At 65.5% G+C, this 23,686-nt stretch carries 19 protein-coding genes; 13 read left to right on the top strand and 6 right to left on the bottom strand.

The window, feature by feature from the left end; genetic code table 11:
• Positions 1-190: 190 nt before the first annotated feature.
• The 3 genes from tpx to F3I16_RS20510 all read right to left on the bottom strand — a co-directional run bounded on the left by tpx (position 191) and on the right by F3I16_RS20510 (position 2,966).
• A complete protein-coding gene (gene tpx / locus F3I16_RS20500; RefSeq protein WP_160495376.1) occupies positions 191-691 on the bottom strand; it encodes a thiol peroxidase in 501 nt (166 codons plus the stop codon).
• A gap of 61 nt (positions 692-752) precedes the next feature.
• Complete coding sequence (locus F3I16_RS20505) at positions 753-2,096, bottom strand: sodium:alanine symporter family protein (protein ID WP_160495377.1); 1,344 nt, start codon at positions 2,094-2,096, stop codon at positions 753-755.
• Between the two features lie 225 nt (positions 2,097-2,321).
• Entirely contained in the window at positions 2,322-2,966 is a 645-nt protein-coding gene (locus tag F3I16_RS20510; RefSeq protein WP_160495378.1) for a GNAT family N-acetyltransferase, read from the bottom strand.
• A gap of 133 nt (positions 2,967-3,099) precedes the next feature.
• Here F3I16_RS20510 and xthA point away from each other — a divergent pair, with 133 nt between their 5' ends.
• The 4 genes from xthA (at position 3,100) to F3I16_RS20530 (ending at position 7,071) form a co-directional block, all read left to right on the top strand.
• A complete protein-coding gene (gene xthA / locus F3I16_RS20515; RefSeq protein WP_160495379.1) occupies positions 3,100-3,912 on the top strand; it encodes an exodeoxyribonuclease III in 813 nt (270 codons plus the stop codon).
• 343 nt (positions 3,913-4,255) lie between these two features.
• A complete protein-coding gene (locus F3I16_RS20520) occupies positions 4,256-5,632 on the top strand; it encodes a substrate-binding domain-containing protein (protein ID WP_160495380.1) in 1,377 nt (458 codons plus the stop codon).
• A 252-nt stretch (positions 5,633-5,884) separates the two neighbouring features.
• Positions 5,885-6,883, top strand: coding sequence for a TerC family protein (locus F3I16_RS20525; RefSeq protein ID WP_160495381.1), 999 nt, complete (start codon positions 5,885-5,887; stop codon positions 6,881-6,883).
• The gene (locus F3I16_RS20530; protein ID WP_160495382.1) at positions 6,883-7,071 is read left to right on the top strand and encodes a hypothetical protein; all 189 of its coding nucleotides are present in this window, start codon (positions 6,883-6,885) and stop codon (positions 7,069-7,071) included. The genes F3I16_RS20525 and F3I16_RS20530 overlap by 1 nt, the downstream gene beginning before the upstream one ends.
• A gap of 21 nt (positions 7,072-7,092) precedes the next feature.
• On the opposite strand, the gene F3I16_RS20535 is transcribed toward F3I16_RS20530, so the two are convergent.
• Both F3I16_RS20535 and F3I16_RS20540 read right to left on the bottom strand, forming a co-directional pair.
• Positions 7,093-10,299 (bottom strand): DUF1631 family protein, encoded by a 3,207-nt coding sequence (locus F3I16_RS20535; protein WP_306110105.1) that lies wholly within the window; start codon positions 10,297-10,299, stop codon positions 7,093-7,095.
• Between the two features lie 154 nt (positions 10,300-10,453).
• Positions 10,454-11,683 carry an acyl-CoA dehydrogenase gene (locus F3I16_RS20540; RefSeq protein ID WP_160495384.1) on the bottom strand — a complete coding sequence of 410 codons (1,230 nt, stop codon included), beginning with the start codon at positions 11,681-11,683 and terminating at the stop codon, positions 10,454-10,456.
• Between the two features lie 160 nt (positions 11,684-11,843).
• On the opposite strand from F3I16_RS20540, the gene F3I16_RS20545 reads away from it, so the two are divergent.
• Entirely contained in the window at positions 11,844-12,767 is a 924-nt protein-coding gene (locus tag F3I16_RS20545) for a LysR family transcriptional regulator (RefSeq protein WP_160495385.1), read from the top strand.
• A 105-nt stretch (positions 12,768-12,872) separates the two neighbouring features.
• Here F3I16_RS20545 and F3I16_RS20550 read toward each other — a convergent pair whose 3' ends face one another.
• On the bottom strand, positions 12,873-13,229 hold the full coding sequence (locus tag F3I16_RS20550) for a hypothetical protein (protein WP_160495386.1): 357 nt from the start codon (positions 13,227-13,229) through the stop codon (positions 12,873-12,875).
• Between the two features lie 160 nt (positions 13,230-13,389).
• Here F3I16_RS20550 and F3I16_RS20555 point away from each other — a divergent pair, with 160 nt between their 5' ends.
• From F3I16_RS20555 to F3I16_RS20590, 8 genes are all read left to right on the top strand, one after another.
• Entirely contained in the window at positions 13,390-13,788 is a 399-nt protein-coding gene (locus tag F3I16_RS20555; RefSeq protein WP_160495387.1) for a MerR family DNA-binding transcriptional regulator, read from the top strand.
• 28 nt (positions 13,789-13,816) lie between these two features.
• On the top strand, positions 13,817-14,980 hold the full coding sequence (locus F3I16_RS20560) for an isovaleryl-CoA dehydrogenase (protein WP_160495388.1): 1,164 nt from the start codon (positions 13,817-13,819) through the stop codon (positions 14,978-14,980).
• Positions 14,981-15,032: 52 nt separating this feature from the next.
• On the top strand, positions 15,033-16,640 hold the full coding sequence (locus F3I16_RS20565) for a carboxyl transferase domain-containing protein (protein WP_160495389.1): 1,608 nt from the start codon (positions 15,033-15,035) through the stop codon (positions 16,638-16,640).
• A 91-nt stretch (positions 16,641-16,731) separates the two neighbouring features.
• Complete coding sequence (locus tag F3I16_RS20570) at positions 16,732-17,532, top strand: gamma-carboxygeranoyl-CoA hydratase (RefSeq protein ID WP_160495390.1); 801 nt, start codon at positions 16,732-16,734, stop codon at positions 17,530-17,532.
• Positions 17,529-19,466, top strand: coding sequence for an acetyl/propionyl/methylcrotonyl-CoA carboxylase subunit alpha (locus F3I16_RS20575; RefSeq protein ID WP_160495391.1), 1,938 nt, complete (start codon positions 17,529-17,531; stop codon positions 19,464-19,466). Before F3I16_RS20570 ends, F3I16_RS20575 begins: the two co-directional genes overlap by 4 nt.
• A gap of 98 nt (positions 19,467-19,564) precedes the next feature.
• Positions 19,565-20,467 carry a hydroxymethylglutaryl-CoA lyase gene (locus F3I16_RS20580; protein WP_160495392.1) on the top strand — a complete coding sequence of 301 codons (903 nt, stop codon included), beginning with the start codon at positions 19,565-19,567 and terminating at the stop codon, positions 20,465-20,467.
• A 216-nt stretch (positions 20,468-20,683) separates the two neighbouring features.
• A complete protein-coding gene (locus F3I16_RS20585) occupies positions 20,684-22,639 on the top strand; it encodes an acetoacetate--CoA ligase (RefSeq protein WP_160495393.1) in 1,956 nt (651 codons plus the stop codon).
• Positions 22,640-22,750: 111 nt separating this feature from the next.
• The gene (locus tag F3I16_RS20590; RefSeq protein WP_160495394.1) at positions 22,751-23,110 is read left to right on the top strand and encodes a hypothetical protein; all 360 of its coding nucleotides are present in this window, start codon (positions 22,751-22,753) and stop codon (positions 23,108-23,110) included.
• Positions 23,111-23,686: the final 576 nt, after the last annotated feature.

The following is a 23,686-nucleotide window of genomic DNA, read 5'->3' on the forward strand; positions in this document are numbered from 1 at the left end:
TTGTAGTTCGCGGCGATAGACGCGGGTAGGTTGGTGTTGAGCGCAGCGAAGCCCAACAACCGGGGCTGGGCCGTTGGGCTTCGTCGCTCTGCTCCTTAACCCAACCTACGACTTCTCTGATGCAACCACGTGCTTGAGGCGCAAAAGAAAACGGCCTGCAAGGCAGGCCGTTTCAAGGTATTGCAAAGGCTTATTTCAGAGCAGCGATGGCGGCGGCGTAATCGGGCTCATCGGCGATTTCGCCAACCAGCTCGCTGTGCAGCACCTTGTCGTTCTCATCCAGCACCACCACGGCGCGGGCGGCGACGCCGACCAGCGGGCCGTTGCCGATGGCCACGCCGTAGTTCTTGAGGAACTCGGCACCGCGCATGGTCGACAGGTTGATCACGTTGTCCAGGCCTTCGCTGCCGCAGAAACGCGACTGGGCGAACGGCAGGTCGGCGGAGATGCACAGCACCAGGGTGTTGGCCAGCTTGCTCGCCTCGGCGTTGAACTTGCGCACCGAGGTGGCGCAGGTCGGGGTGTCGACGCTGGGGAAGATGTTCAGCACCTTGCGCTTGCCGGCCAGGCTGGCCAGGGTCACATCGGAGAGGTCCTTGCCTACCAGGCTGAACGCCGGCGCCTGCTGGCCGGCTTGCGGCAGCTGACCGTCGACCTGGATCGGATTGCCCTTGAGGGTTACTTGAGCCATTTCAGTGTCCTTATCGTTGCAGTTGGGAAACCGGGCCAAAAACTGCCCGGCGGGTAAAGCATCATTTCTGGGCGAAGTACTCGCGGGTCAGCTTGACCACCACCGGGCTGAGCAGCAGCAATGCCATCAGGTTGGGCAGGGCCATCAGACCGTTGAGGGTGTCGGCCAGCAGCCAGGCGAAATCCAGATGGGCAATGGCGCCGAACGGCACCGCCAGCACCCAGACGATGCGAAACGGCAGGATCGCCCGGGTACCCACCAGATACTCCCAGCATTTTTCGCCGTAGTAGCTCCAGCCCAGAATAGTGGTGAAGGCGAACACTGCCAGGGCAATGGTCAGAATATAGCCCCCGACACCGGGCATGGCCGACTCGAAGGCCGCCCCGGAGAGCACCGCGCCACTGGCGCCACTGCTCCAGACGCCGGAGCAGATGATCGCCAGGCCGGTCATGCTGCAGATGATGATGGTGTCGATAAAGGTACCGATCATGCCGATCATGCCCGAACGCACCGGGCTGTCGGTGGTGCCGGCGGCCTGGGCGATACCGGCGGTGCCCAGGCCCGCTTCGTTGGAGAAGATGCCGCGGGCCACGCCGAAGCGGATCGCCGCCATCACCGCCGCGCCGGCAAAGCCGCCGGTGGCGGCAACCGGGTTGAAGGCCGACTCGAAAATCAGGGCGAAGGCGCCGGGAATGGCCTCGGCATTGACCACCAGCACCACGACAGCGGCGATGATGTAGGCCACGCACATGACCGGCACCAGGGTGGCGGCGACCTTGCCGATACGCTGGATGCCACCGAGGATCACCAGGCCGACGATGGCCATGGTCACCACGCCGGTGATCCAGTCTGGGATGCCGAACGAACCATGCAGGGCGTCGGCCATGCTGTTGACCTGGACCATGTTGCCGATGCCGAAGCCGGCGAAGCCGCCGAACACGGCAAACGCGCCGCCGAGCCAGGCCCACTTCTTGCCCAGGCCGTTCTTGATCGCATACATCGGCCCGCCGACGTGTTCGCCGCGGTCATCCATTTCGCGGTAATGCACGGCCAGCACCACTTCGCAGTACTTGGTGGCCATGCCCACCAGCGCCGTACACCACATCCAGAACAGCGCGCCGGGGCCGCCGAGGAAGATCGCGGTGGCCACGCCGGCGATGTTGCCGGTACCGACGGTGGCTGCCAGGCAGGTCATCAGTGCCTGGAACGGGCTGATTTCGCCGCTGCTGGCGTCGCCCTTCTTGCGTCCCTGCCACATCAGGGCAAAGCCGCTACCGATACGCAGCAGGGGCATGAATTTGAGCATCAGCATCAGGATCAGGCCGGTGCCGAGAATCAGCACCAGCATCGGCGGGCCCCAGACCAGGCCGTTGATCTGATTGACTAGCGAGTTGAGGGTCTCCATCGGTCACGCTCCTTTTTCTTGTAAGGCACGCGGGTAACGCGCCTGGACTGGATGCACCTGCCGGTAAGGCGGCGATCCGCGATCAGCCGTCGTCAGACGATGGTTGGCATCGAGACGAAGTGGCTAGAAACAGCTGTACGACATGCTACAAGGCCCGCGGCAGACGCTCGCAACGCCGCCGCGGATTCTTGCACGAACCAGGAGACTTGTGTGCGGCCGGCCTGCTCAGGCCGTAGCCCGTTGCGGCGCCGGATGGGGGTTGGGATGGAAGAACACGTGCTCGCGGATCGGCCCGACCGCCACTTCGCCGATCTCCTGATAGCCCTGGCGCTTGTAGAACTCCAGGTAGTGCGGGTTGCCGGTATCCAGCACCACGCCCTGGGAGCCGGCATCCTCGGCGCACCAGTTGTGCAACGCCGTGAGCAGCTGCTCGCCAAGGCTCTGGCCCTGGAATTCCGGGTGCACGCCGAGCAGCGGCAGCACGTGGTAGGGCCCGGGCGGCAGGCAGGCGAGCACCGCATCGTGGTATTCCAGGTAGCGCCTGGTGCAGCGAAAACCGGTGGTCAGCAGCATGCGCAGGCGCCAGCCCCAGCTCTCGGTGATGTCCAGGCGGCGTACCGGCGGGGCGATCAGGGCGATGCCGACCAGGCGTTCCTCGATCAGCAGGCCGATGGCCGGCAGCTCCTCGTTGAAATGCTGCTGGACCAGCTCGCGCACGGTGGCGCGCACGCGCTGGTCGAAGCCGGGGCGCTCGCACTCGAACAGGTAGGCAAAGGTCGGGTCGTGACGGTAGGCGTGGTACAGCAGCGAACGGGCCTCGCGGCTGTAGCCATGGTCGAGCATGCGGACTTCGGCGGTGCGATGGGGCATCGGGCTGACCTCATTTGTTATAGATTTTGCGGGTCGCAAGCCAAGGTAGCACCGCCTCTACCGCCCCGCCAGACGCTGGCCGTCACCCGATGACTGGGCTAGCATCGCGTTTTAATTTTGCCGGTAGCTGCCCATGAAGATCGTTTCCTTCAATATCAACGGCCTGCGCGCCCGCCCCCACCAGCTGCAGGCCCTGATCGAGAAGCACCAGCCGGATGTGATCGGCCTGCAGGAAACCAAGGTCGCCGACGAGCAGTTCCCCGAGGCGGAGATCCGCCAGCTCGGCTACCACGTGCACTACCACGGGCAGAAGGGCCACTACGGCGTCGCCCTGCTCTCGCGCCAGGAGCCGCTGGAGCTGCACAAGGGCTTTCCCGGTGACGCCGAAGACGCCCAGCGGCGCTTCATCTACGGCACCTTCGCCGATGCCCAGGGCAATCCGGTGACGGTGATGAACGGCTACTTCCCCCAGGGCGAAAGCCGCGACCACGCCACCAAGTTCCCGGCCAAGCAGCGTTTCTACGCCGACCTGCAGCGCCTGCTGAACGACTCGTTCAAGCCCGAGCAGGCACTGGTGGTGATGGGTGACATCAATATCTCCCCGGAAGACATCGACATCGGCATCGGCGAGCCGAACCGTCTGCGCTGGCTGAAGACCGGCAAGTGCAGCTTCCTGCCGGAAGAACGCGAGTGGCTGGCCACCCTCAAGGGCTGGGGCCTGGTCGACAGCTTCCGCCAGCTCAACCCGGCGGTGAACGACCGCTTCAGCTGGTTCGACTACCGCAGCCGCGGTTTCGAGGACGAGCCCAAGCGCGGCCTGCGCATCGACGTGATCCTCGCCACCCAGGCGCTGCAGGCGCGCTTCAAGGATGCCGGCATCGACTACGAACTGCGCGGCATGGAAAAACCCTCGGACCATGCGCCGATCTGGCTGGAACTGGAGTGAACCAAGGCCACCTGCGGGTGGCCTTGTTTTGGGCGATGTATCAATACTCGTAGGTTGGGTTGAGGAGCAGCGCGACGAAGCCCAACGATCCTGCCACGGCTGTTGGGCTTCGCTGCGCTCAACGCCAACCTACCCATGCGCGCCGCGAAATACCGGGCAATCCACGCTCGCCAGGCCATACAGCACATACGTAGGGCATAGCTTGTTTGTCCCCCAGCGGCCGCTGGGCTCCCCGGCAGGCTGGCTGAAATGCCTGATCTAGAGAGCCTGCTGTAACCGGACTGCAATCTAACCGTCTTATTCTGCGCGGCACTTTCCCTCCCTCGAAGAAGGTCCCTGCTGCATGTCGCGCGCCCTGTCCGTTAGTGATCGGCAATCCTGGAGCCATGCCTACGCCTGGCTGCTACTCGGTTTCATCTGCTACGCCCTGCCCTGGTCGGTGTTCGCCGCCACGCCGGAAAATGCCAGCACCGTGCTGCGCATCCAGGGTTCCAACACCATCGGCGCCAAGCTCGGTCCGGCCCTGGTGCAGGGCCTGTTCGAGGAACAGGGGCTGCGCGAGATCCGCCTCGAGCCCTCGGCGGTGGAAAACGAGCAGCAGGTGCTGGCCATCGACGGCAGCGGCCGGCAGATCGGCATCACGGTTGCCGCCCATGGTTCCGGCACCGGCTTCGTCGCCCTGCAGGACGGCAGCGCCGACCTGGCCGCCTCTTCGCGGCCGATCAAGGACGCCGAAGCGGCCAGCCTGACCAGGCTGGGCGACATGCGCAGCCTGGCGGCCGAACAGGTGATCGCCATCGACGGCCTGGCCATCATCCTGCACCCGAGCAACCCGCTGGACGCCCTGAGCACCGCCCAGCTCGCCGCCATCTTCGCCGGCGAAATCAAGACCTGGGAGCAGCTCGGTGGCCGCGGCGGCGCCATCACCCTGTATGCCCGCGACGACAAGTCCGGCACCTTCGACACCTTCAAGGAGCTGGTCCTGGCGGCCAACGGCAAGACCCTGGCCGCCGGCGCCAAGCGCTTCGAGTCAAGCAACCAGCTGTCCGACGGCGTCAGCCAGGACCCCAGCGGCATCGGTTTCATCGGCCTGCCCTATATTCGCCAGAGCAAGGCGGTGGCCATCGCCGCCGGGGAGTCGCAACCCATGCTGCCCAGCGCCACGCTGATCGCCACCGAGGACTACCCGCTGTCGCGCCGCCTGTTCCTCTATGCCGCCCCACAGGCCGGCAACCCCTGGGCCAAGGCGCTGATCGAGTTCGCCCACAGCCCGCGCGGCCAGGCGATAGTCGAGCACAGCGGGTTCATCGCGCAGACGGTGCAGGCGGTCAAGGTCCAGGGCAGCCCGGCCATGCCGGAGGCTTACCGCAACCTGGCCGAGCAGGCGCAGCGCCTGTCGGTGAACTTCCGTTTCCAGGAGAACAGCGCCACCCTCGACAACAAGGCGCAACGCGATATCCAGCGTGTGCTGGATTTCCTCAAGGGCCAGGACAAGCTGCAGCACAAGGTGGCGCTGGTCGGTTTCGGCGACCCGAAGAACGACCCGGCGCGTGCCGCCCTGCTGTCCAAGCTGCGCGCCATGGAAGTCCGCCGCGGCCTGGCCCGTGGCGGCGTGATCGTGCGCGACATCATCGGCCTCGGCGAGCAACTGCCGGTCGCGGCCAACTCCGCCGACGAAGGGCGGATCAAGAACCGTCGGGTCGAGGTGTGGGTGTACTGAGGCTCACCCCGATCGGTTCTGGTAAGAAACTGTAACGCCCGGGCATTTGCCGCGGGCCCGCTTGCGCCCTTGCAGGCGGTTGAAAAGCTACCTGCGTTGCCATCGCAGCGTTTTTTTGCCTTGCGCTGGCTGCCTCGCCTACGTTTTTCAACCGCCTGCTAGCCTTTAGAGAGTGACGCCGGGCCCCTCTGGCGGTGAGTCTTCACCGTGATGTCGGAGTCACTGTCTTGCAGGCAGCGACGGGAGGGCCCCATGAACGACCTGCTGGCTTTTCTTGGCACCCCGCTACTGGGCACCGCCACCTGGCTGTGGCTGAGCTTCTTCGTCATCGTCTTCAGCCTGCTGGTCCTCGACCTCGGCGTGCTGCACCGCAACGAGCATGAGATCGAGATGCGCGAGAGCCTGCTGCTGTACAGCGGCTACTTCAGCGTCGGCCTGCTGTTCGGCGTGTGGGTCTGGCACCAGCTGGGTGCGCAGAGTGCGCTGGAGTTCTACACCGGCTTGCTGGTCGAGCAGTCGCTGTCGATGGACAACGTGTTCGTCATGGCGATGATCTTCGGCTTCTTCGGCGTGCCGCGGCGTTACCAGCACCGGGTGCTGTTCTGGGGCATCCTCGGCGTGGTGGTGCTGCGGGCGCTGATGATCGGCCTGGGCACCGCGCTGGTGCAGCAGTTCGACTGGGTGCTCTACCTGTTCGGCGCCTTCCTGCTGTTCACCGGAATAAAGATGCTGTTCGCCCATCAGGAACATCACCCGGATCTGGCGCAGAACCCCTTGCTGCGCTTCCTGCGCCGGCATGTGCGGGTGACCGAGGAACTGCACGAGGGCCACTTCTTCGTGCGCAAGCGGCCGGAGGGTGCCAGCCATCACCTGCTCTACGCCACGCCGCTGTTTCTCGCCCTGCTGCTGATCGAGCTGGCCGACCTGGTGTTCGCCGTGGACAGCGTGCCGGCGGTATTCGCCATCACCCAGGACCCGTTCATCGTCTATACCTCGAACATCTTCGCCATCCTCGGCCTGCGTTCGCTGTATTTCGCCCTGGCGGCGCTGATGCACCGTTTTATCTACCTGAAATACGCCCTGGCCCTGGTGCTGATCTTCATCGGCGGGAAGATTTTCCTGCATGGCCTGATCGGCAAGATTCCCGCCCTGCTCTCCCTTGGCGTAACCTTTGGCCTGCTGGCGGGCGGCGTGCTGCTGTCTTTGCTGAAAACCCGCGACCGACCAGAGGATCAGGAGACTAAACGCTGATGGCGGATGTACGCATCGAAACCCTGGAACACCAGGGCCGCCGGCTGTGGCGGGTACAGGTCGGGCGCCGCGCTCTGACCTTCCACGAGGAATTGGCGGCGCGTACCTTCGCCGCCCAGCTGCACCAGCGCCTGCGCTGGCTGAGCCAGCTCGCCGCCGGCGACGGCCAGGATGGCGGCTCGCGCTAGCCAGCGGGCCGCTCGGGCCAGCTAGCAACCGGCGAGGAAGGCGTCCAGCGGCAGCGGCATCTGCACGCCGTAGCCCTGCACATAGTCGATGCCCAGCGCCACCAGGCGTTCGCGGATGCTCTGGGTCTCGACATACTCGGCAATGGTCTTGCGCCCCAGCACATGGGCGATCTCGTTGATCGACTTGACCATGGCCAGATCGCTGGGCGAGCGCTCGATCTCCTTGACGAAACTGCCGTCGATCTTCACGTAATCCACCGGCAGGCGCTTGAGGTACTCGTAGGAGGAGAAACCCGTGCCGAAATCGTCGATGGAGAAGGTGCAGCCGAAGCGCTGCAGGTAGCGCACCAGGTCGGCGGTCTTGGTCAGGTTGGCCACGGCGGCGGTTTCGGTCAGCTCGAAGCAGATCTTGTGCGCCGGCACCGAGTAGTCCTCGAACAGGGCCTCGATGAACTCGAGCATCTTGTCGTCATTCAGGCTGCTGCCGGACAGGTTGACCGATACCCCGCTGCAGCGCTCCCAGATCCCCGGATGCTGCGCCAGCTCGGTGAATACGCGCTTGAGTACCCAGCGATCGACCTTGGTCATGCGGTTGTAGCGCTCGGCGGCGCTGATGAAGTCCAGCAGCTTGAGTTCGTTCTCCATCACCAGCAGCACTTCATAATGCGGCAGTTGCGTATCGCTGACGGCGGCCGGGGCGATCTGCTGCACGCGCAGGCTGAGTTCGCCGCGCTCGACTATGTCGTCTACCCGGCCGGCGATGGCCATCAGCCCCGTGCGGGCGCCATCGATCTCGTCGGTGTAGATGTGCGTGCGGTTGCGGCCGAACTCCTTGGCGGTATTGCAGGCGATCTGCAGGTCACGGAACAGGTTGATGACATCGTGGCATTCGCTGGTCAGCACGATGCCCAGGCTCATGGTCACCCCGTGCGAATGGCCCTGCCACTCCAGCGGGTTGGCCTCGATGCTGGCGCGCAGCTGCTCGGCCAGCTGCCTGGCGCGCAGCAGGTCGGCCTGCGGCACGACCACGGCGAAATCCACCCCGCCGACGCGGGCCAGGGTTGCCGCCGCGGGCAGCTGCTCGGCCAGCAGGCTGGCTGCCTGTTTAAGGTAGGTGTCGCCGGCCATGGGGCCGAAGCTGGAATTGAGCACGCTGAACTGGTCGATATGACCGTAGATGAAGGCGCAGGGCTCATTGCTGGCCAAGGCCTTCGCCGCCGTCGCCTCGAAGCTGCGCCGATTGAACAGGCCGGTCAGCTCATCGTGGCTGCGGGCATAGGCGATATCGCGGTACAGCTTGCCGACGATGTTCTCCAGATGATCCTGGATCAACCCCTGGCCATCGGGCGCGGAACTGCCGATCCAGCCGGCGGCCAGCTGCTTGGTCAGCTCGTGGGCGGTGAAGCTGCCGGCTTCGCGCCCTTGCCGGTCGACCAGCACATAGTGATCGCTGGCGGCATTGGCCCAGACCAGCTGCAGGTGCTGCCCACGCTGGGTCACCAGCCAGTCGCCTTCGCCGAGCTGCTGCAGCCGCTCGCGCCAGCGCTGCAAGGCCGGGTCCGGGCTGTGCAGCGGTGCTTCGGGCGCCGGCTCGGCCTGGCCAACCAGCTCGACCGCCTGCTCGCCCGCCAGTTGCCGCTGCAGCTGTTTGAGCACTGGCGTATGCCGGTACTGGCCCGGCTGGAAGCTCTCCATGCGCTGGCGCAGCTGCTCCAGCAGCGGGGCCGCTTCGCCGCTCCCGGCAGGCGCGCGCAGGCGGTCATTGAGCTGACGGATCAGCGCCAGGTCATCCTGCCATTCGCTGCCGTCCTGGCCATGGCGGATCAGCTCATGCACCAGCAGGTCGCGCCAGCCCGCCTCCAGCCAGTCGAGCAGCACCTGGGGCGCCTGCTCGCCGAACAGCCCTGCCAGCTCGCGGCCCACCTGCTCCCGCGCCTGCTGCAAGGCGTCGCGGCCACGGTTGTACTGGCGCACACGCTCGGCGTTGTTGTGGTAGGCGCGCTGCTGCACGGCCAGCAACTGTTCAAGCTCCTCGTGGCTGCGGTTGAACACCGTGCTGTCGCCCTGGTAATCCTGGACGATGCCCTCGATCAGCTGCTGTACGCGCTGCTCCAGGGCGTGATTGGGCGGGTCGGAGAACTCGCAGAGACGGATCAGCTTGTCCAGGGTCGCCCGCACCGGATGGGTGGCATCGGCAAAGGCGGCGGGTTCGAGCATGGCCGCCTGGGCCACGGGCGCCATCAGGCGGCGCAGCGCCGGCTTGATATCCGCGGCGATGCCCTGCTCCTGCTCGATGTGTTGGAACAACTCGGCCACCACCCCGACGTCGTCGCGCTGGCGCGGGGACAGCACGGCCCCGGCGGCGCCCAGCTGGTGCAGAAAGTCCTCGGCCGACCAGCCTTGCGGCGGTGGGCTGAGGCCCTTGACCTGGGCCATCGCCTGTTGCAGCGAGGCGCCATCCAGCGCCGGCACCGCCGCCGCGGCGTTGGCCGCCGGCGATTCGGCGGCACCGGCGCCCACTGCGCGCAACTGCTGAATGGCCTGGTAGGGCGCATCCGGCGCCTTGCTGGGCGCGCGCGCGCGCCGGCGCTCCTCGGCCGGGTGCACGGCCGGATCGATCCACGGCTCGATCTGGAATTCGCTGAAAACCGTGTCCAGTTGCTTGAGGTAGGCGTGCAGCACGTGCCCCAGTTCCTTCGCCGCCACTGCGTAGAACAGCTCGCGCACGGCGGGCAACTGCTCGCGCAAATGCAGCTGTGCCTGCAGCTCGCGCACCATGAATTCCAGCGACAGCGGGCTCTCGCGGTCCCTGGCCGCCGCTCCGGTCAGCGTGTTCAGCCGGGCGCAGTTGCGCCACTCCATGACGCCCAGGGACTCGCGCAGCTGGCGCACCAGGCGACGCGCCTCGAGCATTTCCTCCACTTCGGCATCATCGACCAGTTGCCACTCGCTTTCGTTGGTCGGCGCCACGCCCTGGGGCGTGATGCCGGCGGGCAGCAGGGCCAGGATGGCTTCGACGGTTTCCAGGATGGCGCGCTCGCGCAGCGCAGCGCACAGGCGCAGAAAATCCTCGCAGCCCTGGGCCTCGAAGTTGCTGCGTGCCGCCAGACGCTGTTCTTTCAACGCTCGAATAGAGGCATCGATCAAGGCCTCCAGGCAGGGTGCCAAATGCGTGTTCACCGCTTGGCACAAAGCACCCATGACTGCAGTGCGCTGTTGCATCAACATACGCCCCCTACATCCTGTAATGACTCTGCTACTGCTCTACCACTATAGCCATCACTCGGGATTACGCAGGTGGCATTCGCCATTGCGCCGACAGCAGAAACACCAAGGCCCGCAGTTGCGGGCCTTGGTGTTTGCGCTCAGGAACCAGTGGCGATCAGCGGCCGGCTTTCATCGCCTCGCGCGGCACGTACTTGCCGATCTCGAACTTGCCGATGGCCATGCGGTGCACTTCGTCCGGGCCGTCGGCCAGGCGCAGGGTGCGCTGCATGGCGTACCAGTAGGCCAGCGGGAAGTCGTTGGAGACGCCGGCACCGCCGTGGATCTGGATGGCGCGGTCGATCACCTTGAGCGCGACGTTCGGCGCCACCACCTTGATCTGGGCGATTTCACTGGCGGCGACCTTGTTGCCCACGGTGTCCATCATGTACGCCGCATTGAGGGTCAGCAGGCGCGCCATGTTGATTTCCATGCGCGAGTCGGCGATGTGGTCGATATTGCCGCCCAGGCGCGCCAGCGGCTTGCCGAAGGCGGTACGGCTGACGGCGCGCTTGCACATCAGTTCCAGGGCGCGCTCGGCCATGCCGATGGAGCGCATGCAGTGGTGGATGCGGCCTGGGCCGAGACGACCCTGGGCGATCTCGAAGCCGCGGCCCTCGCCATAGATCACGTTTTCGTAGGGCACCCGCACGTTGTCGAACAGCACTTCGGCGTGGCCGTGCGGGGCGTCGTCGTAGCCGAATACCGGCAGCGGGCGCAGCATGGTCACCCCCGGCGCATCCATCGGCACCAGGATCATCGAGTGCTGCTGGTGGCGCGGCGCGTCCGGATTGGTCAGGCCCATGAAGATCATCACCTTGCAGCGCGGGTCGCAGGCGCCGGAGGTCCACCACTTGCGGCCGTTGATCACCCACTCGTCACCGTCGCGACGGGCATTGGCTTCCATGTTGGTGGCGTCGCTGGAGGCCACGCCCGGTTCGGTCATGGCGAAGGCGGAGCGGATGCTGCCGTCCAGCAGCGGCTTGAGCCACTGCTCCTTCTGCGCCTCGCTGCCGTAGCGCACCAGCACTTCCATGTTGCCGGTGTCCGGCGCGGCGCAGTTGAACGGCTCCGGGCCGATCAGCGAGCGGCCCATGATCTCGGCCAGCGGCGCGTATTCGGTGTTGGTCAGGCCGGCACCCAGCTCGGAGTCCGGCAGGAACAGGTTCCACAGGCCGGCGGCGCGGGCCTTGGTTTTCAGCTCTTCCATGATCGCGGTGGGCTGCCAGCGATCGCCCTGGCTGACCTGCTGTTCGAACACGGCTTCGGCCGGATAGACATGGGCTTCCATGAACGCGGTAACGCGTTCACGCAGTTCCTGGACTTTGGGGGAGTAGGCGAAATCCATGGGCAGCTACCTTTTGACGGTACGGGGCAAGGGTGTGGTTTCAATCTGCAAATGATGCTAGAACAGGGTCCTGGATTTATCTAACCTATTTTCGTGGCTTATAAACATTCATCACCGATATATGATCCGGCGCCCTGGATCGGCATGACGAGAGCCTGCAATGAATCTGAACAAGGTCGACCTCAACCTGTTTATCGTCTTCGACGCCATCTACACCGAAGCCAACCTGACCCGCGCCGGACAGATCGTCGGCATCACCCAGCCGGCGGTGTCCAACGCCCTCGCCCGCCTGCGCGAAACCTTCAATGACCCGCTGTTCGTGCGCACCGCCCAGGGCATGGTGCCCACGCCCATGGCGCAGAACATCATCGGCCCGGTACGCAACGCCCTGCAGCAGCTGCGCGTGTCGGTGCAGGAAAGCCGCACCTTCACCCCGCAGCAGGCCAACAAGACCTACCGCATCAGCATGACCGACCTCACCGAGGCGGTGATCCTGCCGCCGCTGTTCCAGCGCCTGCGCCGCCTGGCGCCGAACGTGCAGATCGAGAGCTTCCTGTCCAAGCGCCGGGAAACCACCAAGGAGCTGGCCGCCGGCCGCCTCGACTTCGCCGTCGACGCGCCGCTCAACACCGACCCGCAGGTGCGCCACGTCAAGCTGATGGAAGACCGCTACGTCTGCGCCCTGCGCCAGGGCCACCCGCTGGCCAAGGACAAGCTCAGCCTGGACGAATACCTGTCGCTGACCCATATCCAGATATCCAGCCGGCGCAGCGGCCTCGGCTATGTCGACCTGTCGCTGGGCAAGATGGGCCTGCAGCGCAAGGTGGCCCTGCGCTCACAGCACTACATGATGGCCTCCACCGTGCTGCAGAACACCGACATGGCGATGACCGTGCCCGAGCGCTTCGCCCGCCGCCACGGCCTGCACTACGTGCAACTGCCGGTCAACGATGTGCCGTCCCTGGAAACCCACCTGTACTGGCACGAAAGCACCGACCAGGACCCGGCCAACCGCTGGATGCGCGAGCAGATCATCGAGATCGCCCAGCAGATCACCGCGCAGGAGAAGAATGGCGCGGCCTAGGCCGCAATGGCAGCTGCACGACTATCAGCCAAGTCGCTGATAGATAGCGGAGGTGGCGGGAAATGCGCCGAGTGATTCGGCGCATTCCGGATACTGCGGCGGGACTTACAGACCGAACACGTTGACGTAGAAGTTGCCGTCGTCGGTTTTTTCCACGGTGTAGGTGATCGGCGCTTCCTTGGTGCCGGCCGGGCCGGTCACCTGCAGATTGGCGGCACAGTCGAAGGCCCCGGTCTTTTCGTTTTCGTCGGTGGTGCGGATCGCCACCACTTCCCACGTCAGCACCTTGGCCAGTTCGGCGCCCATCTGGTTGGTGAACTCGCGATCGGCAATCTCGACCACCAGGTCCGTCGTCTCGCTGTCACTGCAACCGGGCACTCCGCTGCCGCAGGCCGAAAGCAACGCGCTGCCGATCAGCAAAGCGCATACCGACACACTACGGCCAAAAGATACGAGCTTCATCCAGGTTTCCTTTCAGGTGATGGTGGCCGGATGATATCAGCCCCCAAGCCCTTCGCCACCCGCTTCCTGCCAGCAGCGGCGTCGGGGCAATAACGGCGCAGATTGACGTTAACGTAAATCACGTTTACGTTAACGGAAAGCACGCCAAGCAGCCATCACCATGACCATCAGCTACAGCATTTCCGACCTGGCCCGCGAGCTGGACATCACCACCCGCGCCATCCGCTTCTACGAGGAGCAAGGCATGCTCGCCCCCGAGCGGCGTGGCCAGGAACGCGTCTACAGTGCCAAGGACAAGGTCACCCTCAAGCTGATCCTGCGCGGCAAGCGCATCGGCTTCTCCCTGGCCGAGTGCAAGGAACTGATCGAGCTGTACGACCCGGCCGGCGGCAACCGCAAGCAGCTGGAAACCTTCATGGCCAAGATCACCGCCCGCCGCGAGCAACTGGCCCAGCAGCTACTGGATATCCAGCAGATGCAGCTGGAGCTGGATACCGCCGAGGAGCGCTGCCATCTGGCCATGGCAGAAACCATCAAGAATCAAAGTGTTACTTCCTGAACCTAATCTAACAATTACAGGTGGAACCATGAGCTACCCGACCCTTAACTTCGGCCTCGGCGAGACCATCGACATGCTGCGCGACGCGGTGCACCAGTTCGCCCAGGCCGAGCTGGCGCCGCGCGCGGCGCAGATCGACCGCGACAACGAGTTCCCCATGGACATGTGGCGCAAGTTCGGCGACATGGGCCTGCTCGGCATGACCGTCGCGGAAGAGTACGGCGGTACCAACATGGGCTACCTGGCCCACGTGGTGGCCATGGAAGAGATCAGCCGCGCCAGCGCCTCGGTCGGCCTGTCCTACGGCGCCCACTCCAACCTGTGCCTCAACCAGATCCACAAGAACGGCAGCCACGCGCAGAAGGCCAAGTACCTGCCCAAGCTGTGCTCCGGCGAGCACATCGGCGCCCTGGCCATGAGCGAGCCCAACGCCGGCTCCGACGTGGTGTCGATGAAGCTGCGCGCCGAGAAGCGCGGCGACCGCTACGTGCTCAACGGCAACAAGATGTGGATCACCAACGGCCCGGACGCCCACACCTACGTGATCTACGCCAAGACCGACATCAACGCCGGTTCGCGCGGAATGACTGCGTTCATCGTCGAACGCGACCTCAAGGGCTTCTCCCGCCACCAGAAGCTGGACAAGCTGGGCATGCGCGGCTCCAACACCTGCGAGCTGGTGTTCGAGGACGTGGAAGTGCCGGAAGAAAATATCCTCGGCGGCGAAGGCCGCGGCGTGGCCGTATTGATGAGCGGCCTGGACTACGAACGCACCGTACTCTCCGGCGGCCCCACCGGGATCATGAGCGCCTGCATGGACGTGGTCCTGCCCTACGTGCACGAGCGCCAGCAGTTCAAGCAGTCGATCGGCGAGTTCCAGCTGGTGCAGGGCAAGCTGGCTGATATGTACGCCGGCATGAACGCCTCCAAGTCCTACCTGTACACCGTAGCCAAGGCCTGCGACCGCGGCGAGGAATCGCGCAAGGACGCCGCTGCGGTGATTCTCTACACCGCCGAGATGGCCACCAGGATGGCCCTGGACTGCATCCAGCTGCTCGGCGGCAACGGCTACACCAACGAGTACCCGGCCGGCCGCCTGCTGCGCGACGCCAAGCTCTACGAGATCGGCGCCGGCACCAGTGAGATCCGCCGCATGCTGATCGGCCGCGAGCTGTTCAACGAGACCAAGTGATCACCGGGCGGCACGGGCAACCGGCCCGGCCGCCGTCGACGGAGCGCGCCAGATGGCCATCCTGCATACCCAGATCAACCCCCGCTCGGCGGAATTCGCCGCCAACAGCGCGGCCATGCTCGCCCAGGTCGACGCCCTGCGCACCCTGCTCGCCCAGGTCCACGAAGGCGGCGGCACCAAGGCCCAGCAACGCCACACCTCGCGCGGCAAGCTGTTGCCGCGCGAGCGGATCAACCGCCTGCTGGACATCGGCTCGCCCTTCCTCGAAATCGGCCAGTTGGCCGCCCACGCGGTGTACGGCGAAGACGTACCGGCCGCCGGCGTGGTCGCCGGCATCGGCCGGGTCGAGGGCGTCGAGTGCATGATCGTGGCCAACGACGCCACGGTGAAAGGCGGCAGCTACTACCCGCTGACCGTGAAGAAGCACCTGCGCGCCCAGACCATCGCCCAGCAGAACCGCCTGCCGTGCATCTATCTGGTCGACTCCGGCGGCGCCAACCTGCCGCGCCAGGACGAGGTGTTCCCCGACCGCGAGCACTTCGGGCGGATCTTCTTCAACCAGGCCAATATGAGCGCGCTGGGGATTCCCCAAATTGCAGTCGTGATGGGCTCCTGCACCGCCGGCGGCGCCTATGTGCCGGCGATGAGCGACGAGACCATCATGGTGCGCAACCAGGCCACCATCTTCCTCGCCGGCCCGCCGCTGGTGAAGGCCGCCACCGGCGAAGTGGTGAGCGCCGAGGACCTCGGCGGCGCCGATGTGCACTGCAAGACCAGCGGCGTGGCCGACCATTACGCCGAGGACGACGAACACGCCCTGGCCATCGCCCGGCGCAGCATCGCCAACCTCAACTGGCGCAAGCAAGGTCAGCTCAACAGCCGCGCGCCGATCCAGCCGCTGCACGCGGCCGAGGAGCTGTACGGGGTGATCCCGTTTGATTCCAAGCAGCCCTTCGACGTGCGCGAGGTGATCGGGCGCATCGTCGACGGCAGCGAGTTCGATGAATTCAAGGCGCTGTTCGGCACCACCCTGGTGTGCGGCTTCGCCCACCTGCATGGCTATCCCATCGCCATCCTGGCGAATAACGGCATCCTGTTTGCCGAGGCCGCGCAGAAAGGCGCGCACTTCATCGAGCTGGCCTGCCAGCGCGGCATCCCGCTGCTGTTTTTGCAGAACATCACCGGTTTCATGGTCGGCAAGAAGTACGAAGAAGGCGGCATCGCCAAGCACGGCGCCAAACTGGTCACCGCCGTGGCCTGCGCCAAGGTGCCGAAGTTCACCGTGATCATCGGCGGCAGCTTCGGCGCCGGTAACTACGGCATGTGCGGCCGCGCCTTTGAGCCGCGTTTTCTGTGGATGTGGCCCAACGCGCGGATCGGCGTGATGGGTGCCGAGCAGGCCGCCGGCGTGCTGGTGCAGGTCAAGCGCGAACAGAGCGAGCGTGGCGGCCAGCCGTTCAGCGCCGAGGAGGAGGCACGCATCAAGCAGCCGATCCTCGCCCAGTACGAACAGCAGGGCCACCCCTACTACTCCAGCGCCCGGCTGTGGGACGACGGCGTCATCGACCCGGCGCAGACCCGCGACGTGCTCGGCCTGGCCCTGTCCGCCGCACTCAATGCGCCGATCGAGCCGACCACCTTCGGCGTGTTCCGCATGTGAGCATTTTTTGTAGGAGCCAGCTTGCTGGCGATCCACACCGCGTAGAAGCATCGCCAGCAAGCTGGCTCCTACACCAGACAGGTTCCTGAAAATGAATAGTTTCCAGACCGTAGAACTCATAAAAGACCCGCGCGGCTTCGCCACCCTGTGGCTGAACCGCCCGGAGAAGAACAACGCCTTCAACGCCGCGATGATCCGCGAGCTGATCATCGCCATCGATGCGGTGGGCGCCGACCAGAGCCTGCGTTTCCTGCTGCTGCGCGGACGCGGCCGGCACTTCAGCGCGGGCGCCGACCTGGCCTGGATGCAGGCCTCGGCAAAGCTCGACTACGACGCCAATCTGGCCGATGCCCACGAGCTGGCCGAGCTGATGTACAACCTCAACGCACTGAAGATCCCGACCCTGGCCGTGGTCCAGGGCGCGGCCTTCGGCGGTGCGGTGGGCCTGGTCAGCTGCTGCGACATGGCCATCGGCACCGATGACGCGCTGTTCTCCCTGTCCGAAGTGCGCATCGGCCTGGCTCCGGCGGTGATCAGCCCCTTCGTCGTCCAGGCCATAGGCCCGCGCGCGGCCCGCCGCTATGCGCTCACCGCCGAACGCTTCGACGGCAACCTCGCCCGTGAACTGGGCCTGCTCGCCGAGTGCTTCCCGGCCGCCGAGCTGGACGCCCAGGTGCAAAGCTGGATCAGCAACCTGCTACTGAACAGCCCGCAGGCCATGCAAGCGAGCAAGGAGCTGCTGCGCGAAGTCGCCAGCGGCGTGCTCAGCCCGGCCCTGCGTACTTACACCGAGAACGCCATCGCGCGCATCCGCGTCAGCGCCGAAGGTCAGGAAGGTCTGAATGCCTTTCTGGAGAAACGCACCCCGGCCTGGCAGGAGCCCCAAGCATGAACCACAGACACATCGACACCCTGCTGGTGGCCAACCGCGGCGAAATCGCCTGCCGGGTGATGCGCACCGCCAAGGCCCTGGGCCTGAAGACCGTGGCAGTGCACAGCGCCATCGACGCAGGCGCCCGCCACGTGCGTGAGGCCGACATGGCGGTCGACCTGGGCGGCGCCAAGCCGGCCGACAGCTACCTGCTCATCGACAAGATCATCGCCGCGGCCAAGGCCAGCGGCGCCCAGGCCATCCACCCGGGCTACGGCTTCCTCTCCGAGAACGCCGGTTTCGCCCGCGCCATCGAGGCGGCCGGGCTGGTGTTCCTCGGCCCGCCCGCCGCCGCCATCGACGCCATGGGCAGCAAGTCGGCGGCCAAGGCGCTGATGGAGGGCGCCGGCGTGCCGCTGGTGCCGGGCTACCACGGCGAAGCCCAGGACCTGGCGACCTTCCGCGGCGCCGCCGACACCATCGGCTACCCGGTGCTGCTCAAGGCCGCTGCTGGCGGCGGCGGCAAGGGCATGAAGGTGGTCGAGCGCGAAGCCGAGCTGGCCGAGGCCCTGCAGTCGGCGCAGCGCGAGGCCCAGTCGGCCTTCGGCGACTCGCGCATGCTGGTGGAAAAATACGTGCTGCAGCCGCGCCACGTGGAGATCCAGGTGTTCGCCGACAGCCACGGCAACTGCCTGTACCTCAACGAGCGCGACTGCTCGATCCAGCGCCGCCACCAGAAAGTGGTCGAGGAAGCCCCCGCCCCGGGCCTGACGCCCGAGCTGCGCCGCGCCATGGGCGAGGCGGCGGTCAAGGCCGCCCAGGCCATCGGCTATGTCGGAGCCGGCACAGTGGAATTCCTGCTGGACGCCCGCGGCCAGTTCTTCTTTATGGAGATGAATACCCGCCTGCAGGTCGAGCACCCGGTCACCGAGGCCATCACCGGCCTCGACCTGGTGGCCTGGCAGATCCGCGTGGCCCGTGGCGAAGCGCTGCCGATCAGCCAGGAGCAGGTGCCGCTGATTGGCCATGCCATCGAAGTGCGCCTGTACGCCGAGGACACCGAGCACGATTTCCTCCCCGCTTCCGGCGACCTGGCCCTGTACCGCGAGCCGGCCGCAGGCCCAGATCGCCGGGTCGACAGCGGCGTGGCCGAGGGCGACAGGGTGTCGCCGTTCTACGACCCCATGCTGGCCAAGCTGATCGCCTGGGGCGAGGACCGCGAGCAGGCCCGCCTGCGCCTGCTGGCCATGCTGGCGGAAACCGCGGTCGGCGGCTTCAAGACCAACCTGGCCTTCCTCCGGCGCGTGCTGGCCCACCCGGCCTTTGCCGGCGCCGAGCTGGACACCGGCTTTATCGGCCGGCACCAGGACGAGTTGCTGCCGGCCGCCGGCGAGCTGCCCGAGCGCTTCTGGCAACTGGCTGCCGCCGCCTGGGTGCAGAGCGAGCCGCTGTGCCCGCGCCACGACGACTATCATTCGCCGTGGGACGCTCGCAACGGCTGGCGCGCCGGCGTGCCGGCGGAAATCGAGCTGCACCTGTGCAGCGGCGAGCACGAGCGCAAGGCACGCCCCTGCGCCAACGCGCAGCTTCAGGGGCAGACTCTGGTGTACCAGGAGGGCGAGCTGCAGCGCCGCCTGCAGGCCATCCGCCAGGGCGACAGCCTGTATCTGGAGTGGAACGGCGAGCTGCATCCAGTCAGCCGTTTCGACCCGATTGCCGCCGCCGAAGCCAGCCACAGCCACCACGGCGGCCTGACCGCCCCCATGAACGGCAGCATCGTCCGCGTGCTGGTCGAAGTCGGCCAGCACGTCGAGGCCGGCAACGCCCTAGTGGTGCTGGAGGCGATGAAGATGGAACACAGCATCCGCGCGCCGCAGGCCGGCACGGTCAAGGCGCTGTATTGCGGCGAAGGCGATATGGTCGGCGAAGGTGCGACGCTGGTGGAACTGGAGTAAACCGCTCCTCGCGGCGTAGCCTATGCCCTTGCGTAGGGTGCGCCGTGCGCACCACTGAACACCACGGTGCGCACGGCGCACCCTACGGAGCAGCAGTCATGAACCTCCCTCAACATGTACGCCTGGTCGAAGTAGGCCCGCGCGACGGTTTGCAGAACGAGAAACAGCCGATCAGCGTGGCCGACAAGGTGCGCCTGGTCGATGAGCTGAGCGCCGCCGGCCTCGGCTATATCGAAGTCGGCAGCTTCGTCTCGCCCAAGTGGGTGCCGCAGATGGCCGGCAGCGCCGAGGTCTTCGCGCAGATCCAGCGCAAGGCCGACGTGGTCTATGGCGCGCTGACACCGAACATGCAGGGCTTCGAGGCCGCCGTGGCCGCCGGGGTCAAGGAAGTCGCGGTATTCGCCGCGGCCAGCGAGGCCTTCTCGCAGAAGAACATCAACTGCTCGATCAGCGACAGCCTGCAGCGCTTCGTGCCGGTCATGGACGCCGCCAAACAGCACGGCATCCGCGTGCGCGGCTATGTCTCCTGCGTGCTCGGTTGCCCCTACGAGGGCGAGGTGGCGCCACAGCAGGTCGCCCATGTCGCCGCCGAGCTGTTCGCCATGGGCTGCTATGAAGTGTCCCTCGGCGACACCATCGGCACCGGCACCGCCGGCGCCACCCGCCGCCTGTTCGAGGTCTGCGCCGGCAAGATCCCGCGCGACAAGCTCGGCGGGCACTTCCACGACACCTACGGCCAGGCCCTGGCCAATGTCTACGCCAGCCTGCTGGAAGGCATCAGCGTGTTCGACAGCTCGGTCGCCGGCCTCGGCGGCTGCCCCTACGCCAAGGGCGCCACCGGCAACGTCGCCACCGAGGATGTGCTCTACCTGCTCAACGGCCTGGGCATCGACACCGGCATCGACATGGACCAACTGATCGCCGCTGGCCAGCGCATCTGCGATGTACTCGGCCGCGCCAATGGCTCGCGGGTGGCGCGCGCCACCCTGGCGCAGCGCTGAGTGGCCGGGCTGTCAGCTTTTCCTGACAGCATGTAAAGCGCCCAGCGCCTGCTGCCAGCGGCCGCGCAAGCGGCGGTGCAGCAACGCCACAGGCGCTGCGCCGGGCGACCGGCAAACCCGCCGGCAAAGCATTACCGACAGCCTGGCGCGCCTTTAGGCTGTCGCATCCGCCGCCTCCGGGCTGGCGCGAACGACAAGAACAATCGAGGAATCGAGATGCACCAACCGCTCTGGGCCCCTTCCGCCGACCGCATCGCCGCCACGCGCATGGATGCCTTCCGCCGCACCATCAACCAGCGCCATGCCCTGCAACTGGTCGACTACCCGGCCCTGCACGCCTGGAGCGTGGCTGATCGCGAAGCCTTCTGGCAGGCCATCGTCGACTTCTTCGAGATCCGTTTCAGCCAGCAGCCCGAATGCGTGCTGCGCGAAGGCAGCGCCATGCCCAGCGCCCACTGGTTCCCCGGCGCCACCTTGAACTTCGCCGAGCACCTGCTGCGCCGCCGCGACGCCCACCCGGCCCTGGTCGCCATCGGCGAAGACGGCAGCCGCGAACAACTGAGCTATGCCGAACTGGCCGCCCATGTCGCCGGCCTGCAGCAAAGCCTGCAAGCGGCAGGCGTCGGTGTCGGCGACCGCGTGGCCGCCTTTATGCCCAACACCTGGCAGACCGTGGTCGGCATGCTCGCCAGCGCCAGCCTCGGCGCCACCTGGTCGAGCTGCTCGCCGGACTTCGGCACCCAGGGCGTGATCGACCGCTTCGGCCAGATCGAACCCAAGGTGCTGATCGCCGCCGCCGGCTACCGCTACGCCGGCAAGAACCTCGACCTGACCGGCAAGCTCAACGAAATCCTCGAACGCCTGCCCACCCTGCAACAACTGGTGGTGGTGCCCTACTCCAACCCCAACGCCAAGGCCGGCGACTTCAAGACCTCGGCCCAGGTGGCACTATGGGGCGACTTCTACCAGGCCGGCGGCGAACCCGTGTTCACCCCAGTACCCTTCGAGCAGCCGCTGTACATCCTCTACTCCAGCGGCACCACCGGCGTGCCCAAGTGCATCGTCCACGGCGTCGGCGGCACCCTGCTGCAACATGTCAAGGAACTCGGCCTGCACACCGACCTCACTGCCGACGACAGCCTGTTCTACTACACCACCTGCGGCTGGATGATGTGGAACTGGCTGGTCTCGGGCCTAGCCCTGGGCGCCACCCTGGTGCTGTTCGACGGCTCGCCCTTCCATCCCGGTGCCGAGCGCCTGATCGACCTGATCGATGCCGAAGACATCAGCATCTTCGGCACCAGTGCCAAGTACCTCGCCGCCCTGGAAAAGGCCGGCGCCAAACCCGGCCAGACGCATAAGCTGAGCCGCCTGAAGGCCATCCTCTCCACCGGTTCGCCGCTGGCCCACGAAGGCTTCGAGTACGTCTACCGCGACATCAAACGCGATGTCTGCCTGTCCTCCATCTCCGGCGGCACCGATATCGTCTCCTGCTTCGCCCTCGGCAACCCGGTGCTGCCGGTGTGGCGCGGCGAGCTGCAGTGCAAGGGCCTGGGCATGGACGTACAGGTGTGGAACGACGCCGGCACACCGGTGAGCGGCGAGAAAGGCGAGCTGGTCTGCGCCCGCCACTTCCCCAGTATGCCGATCTGCTTCTGGAACGACCCGCAGGGCGAGAAGTTCCAGGCCGCCTACTTCGCCACTTTCCCCGGCATCTGGGCCCACGGCGACTACGCGGAAATCACCGAGCACGGCGGCCTGGTCATCCACGGCCGCTCGGATGCCGTGCTCAACCCCGGCGGCGTGCGCATCGGCACCGCCGAGATCTACCGCCAGGTGGAAAAGGTCGAGCAGGTGCTGGAATCCATCGCCATCGGCCAGGACTGGGATGGCGACGTGCGCGTGGTGCTGTTCGTCCGCCTGCGCGATGGCGTGACGCTGACCGACGAGCTGCAGGCGCAGATCCGCCAGGTGATTCGCGCCAACACCACCCCGCGCCACGTGCCGGCCAAGATCATCGCCGTGGCCGACATCCCGCGCACCATCAGCGGCAAGATAGTCGAATTGGCGGTACGCAACGTGGTGCACGGCAAACCGGTGAAGAACACCGACGCCCTGGCCAACCCGCAGGCATTGGAGCTGTACCGCGACTTGCCGCAACTGCAGGACTGACAAACTCAATCAGCGGCTAATGCCGCAGCAACCGGCACCATCTTGAGCAACGTGCCAGCATTGGGGCAGACTGCTGATCGGGCAATCTGCCCTCCTTGCTCAGGTGACGATATGGAAGTTGTCAAAACCCTCAAGCCCGGCCGCAACGGCACCAAACGCCTGGTGGAACTCTACGGCAAGCAACTCCTAGCCGTACGCTACCGCCTCGATCGCGAAAAGCAGCTCAGCTACACCACGGTTGAACTGATCATCGAAACAAAACCTGCCCCCACTCAGGGACTGAACCTCACCGCCCAACGCCTGTATCAGAACCGCCAGCTCGTTGCCCTGCGCATCCACTACGACGAGGAGGACTTGCGGCGTCTGCTCATAAGGGCGGGCGGTAAATGGGACCTGGAGAAAAAGGTCTGGCGCATCCGCTACGGCGACGCCATCAAACTCGGATTGAAAGATCGGATCATCGAAAAATGATGGTCAGATATGGACACTCAGTGCCCACATCTGGAGACATATTTCCAGATGTGGAAGTATTTCCAGATGTAGGCATGTCGCCTACTTATAGTTAGGTGCTCAAATGGCTGACTGGGAACAACAGGCAAGTGAGTACCGCTTACTCACAAGCCGCCCCCTCACGGCAGAGGCTCATGAGCGTATACGCACACTCATAGGCGAGGCTGCATCGTCTTTACCAAAAGACAGACCAGATGCCCTTTGGTGGTTTATATCTGCGCTCAGGGATAAAGATAAGAAGTGGTTCGTAGCTAAAGTACTGACTCTATCCTCTCCTATGCCCCGAACACTTCTCGAACCAATGCTCATCGCCGGCCTTATGGAGCGAAATCCGAGCAATAATCGTCAATTCATAGAGCCTTGCGTACGGACATTTGGCAACACAGCCATTGCAAATAGGCTTCGGGAGTTAGCTACAACCCTCGAAGAAACCGAGCATGATGCTCTTTCGCAAGCACTCTATTGGGTTCCGGGGAGTCGCACCTAACAATGCGTATATGGACTCTCCCCACAAGTAGTGGGCAAAGCTTTTGATCT

Origin of the sequence: Pseudomonas sp. L-22-4S-12 (assembly GCF_009799935.1) — a bacterium.
In the GTDB taxonomy this organism is placed as follows: Bacteria; Pseudomonadota; Gammaproteobacteria; order Pseudomonadales; family Pseudomonadaceae; genus Aquipseudomonas.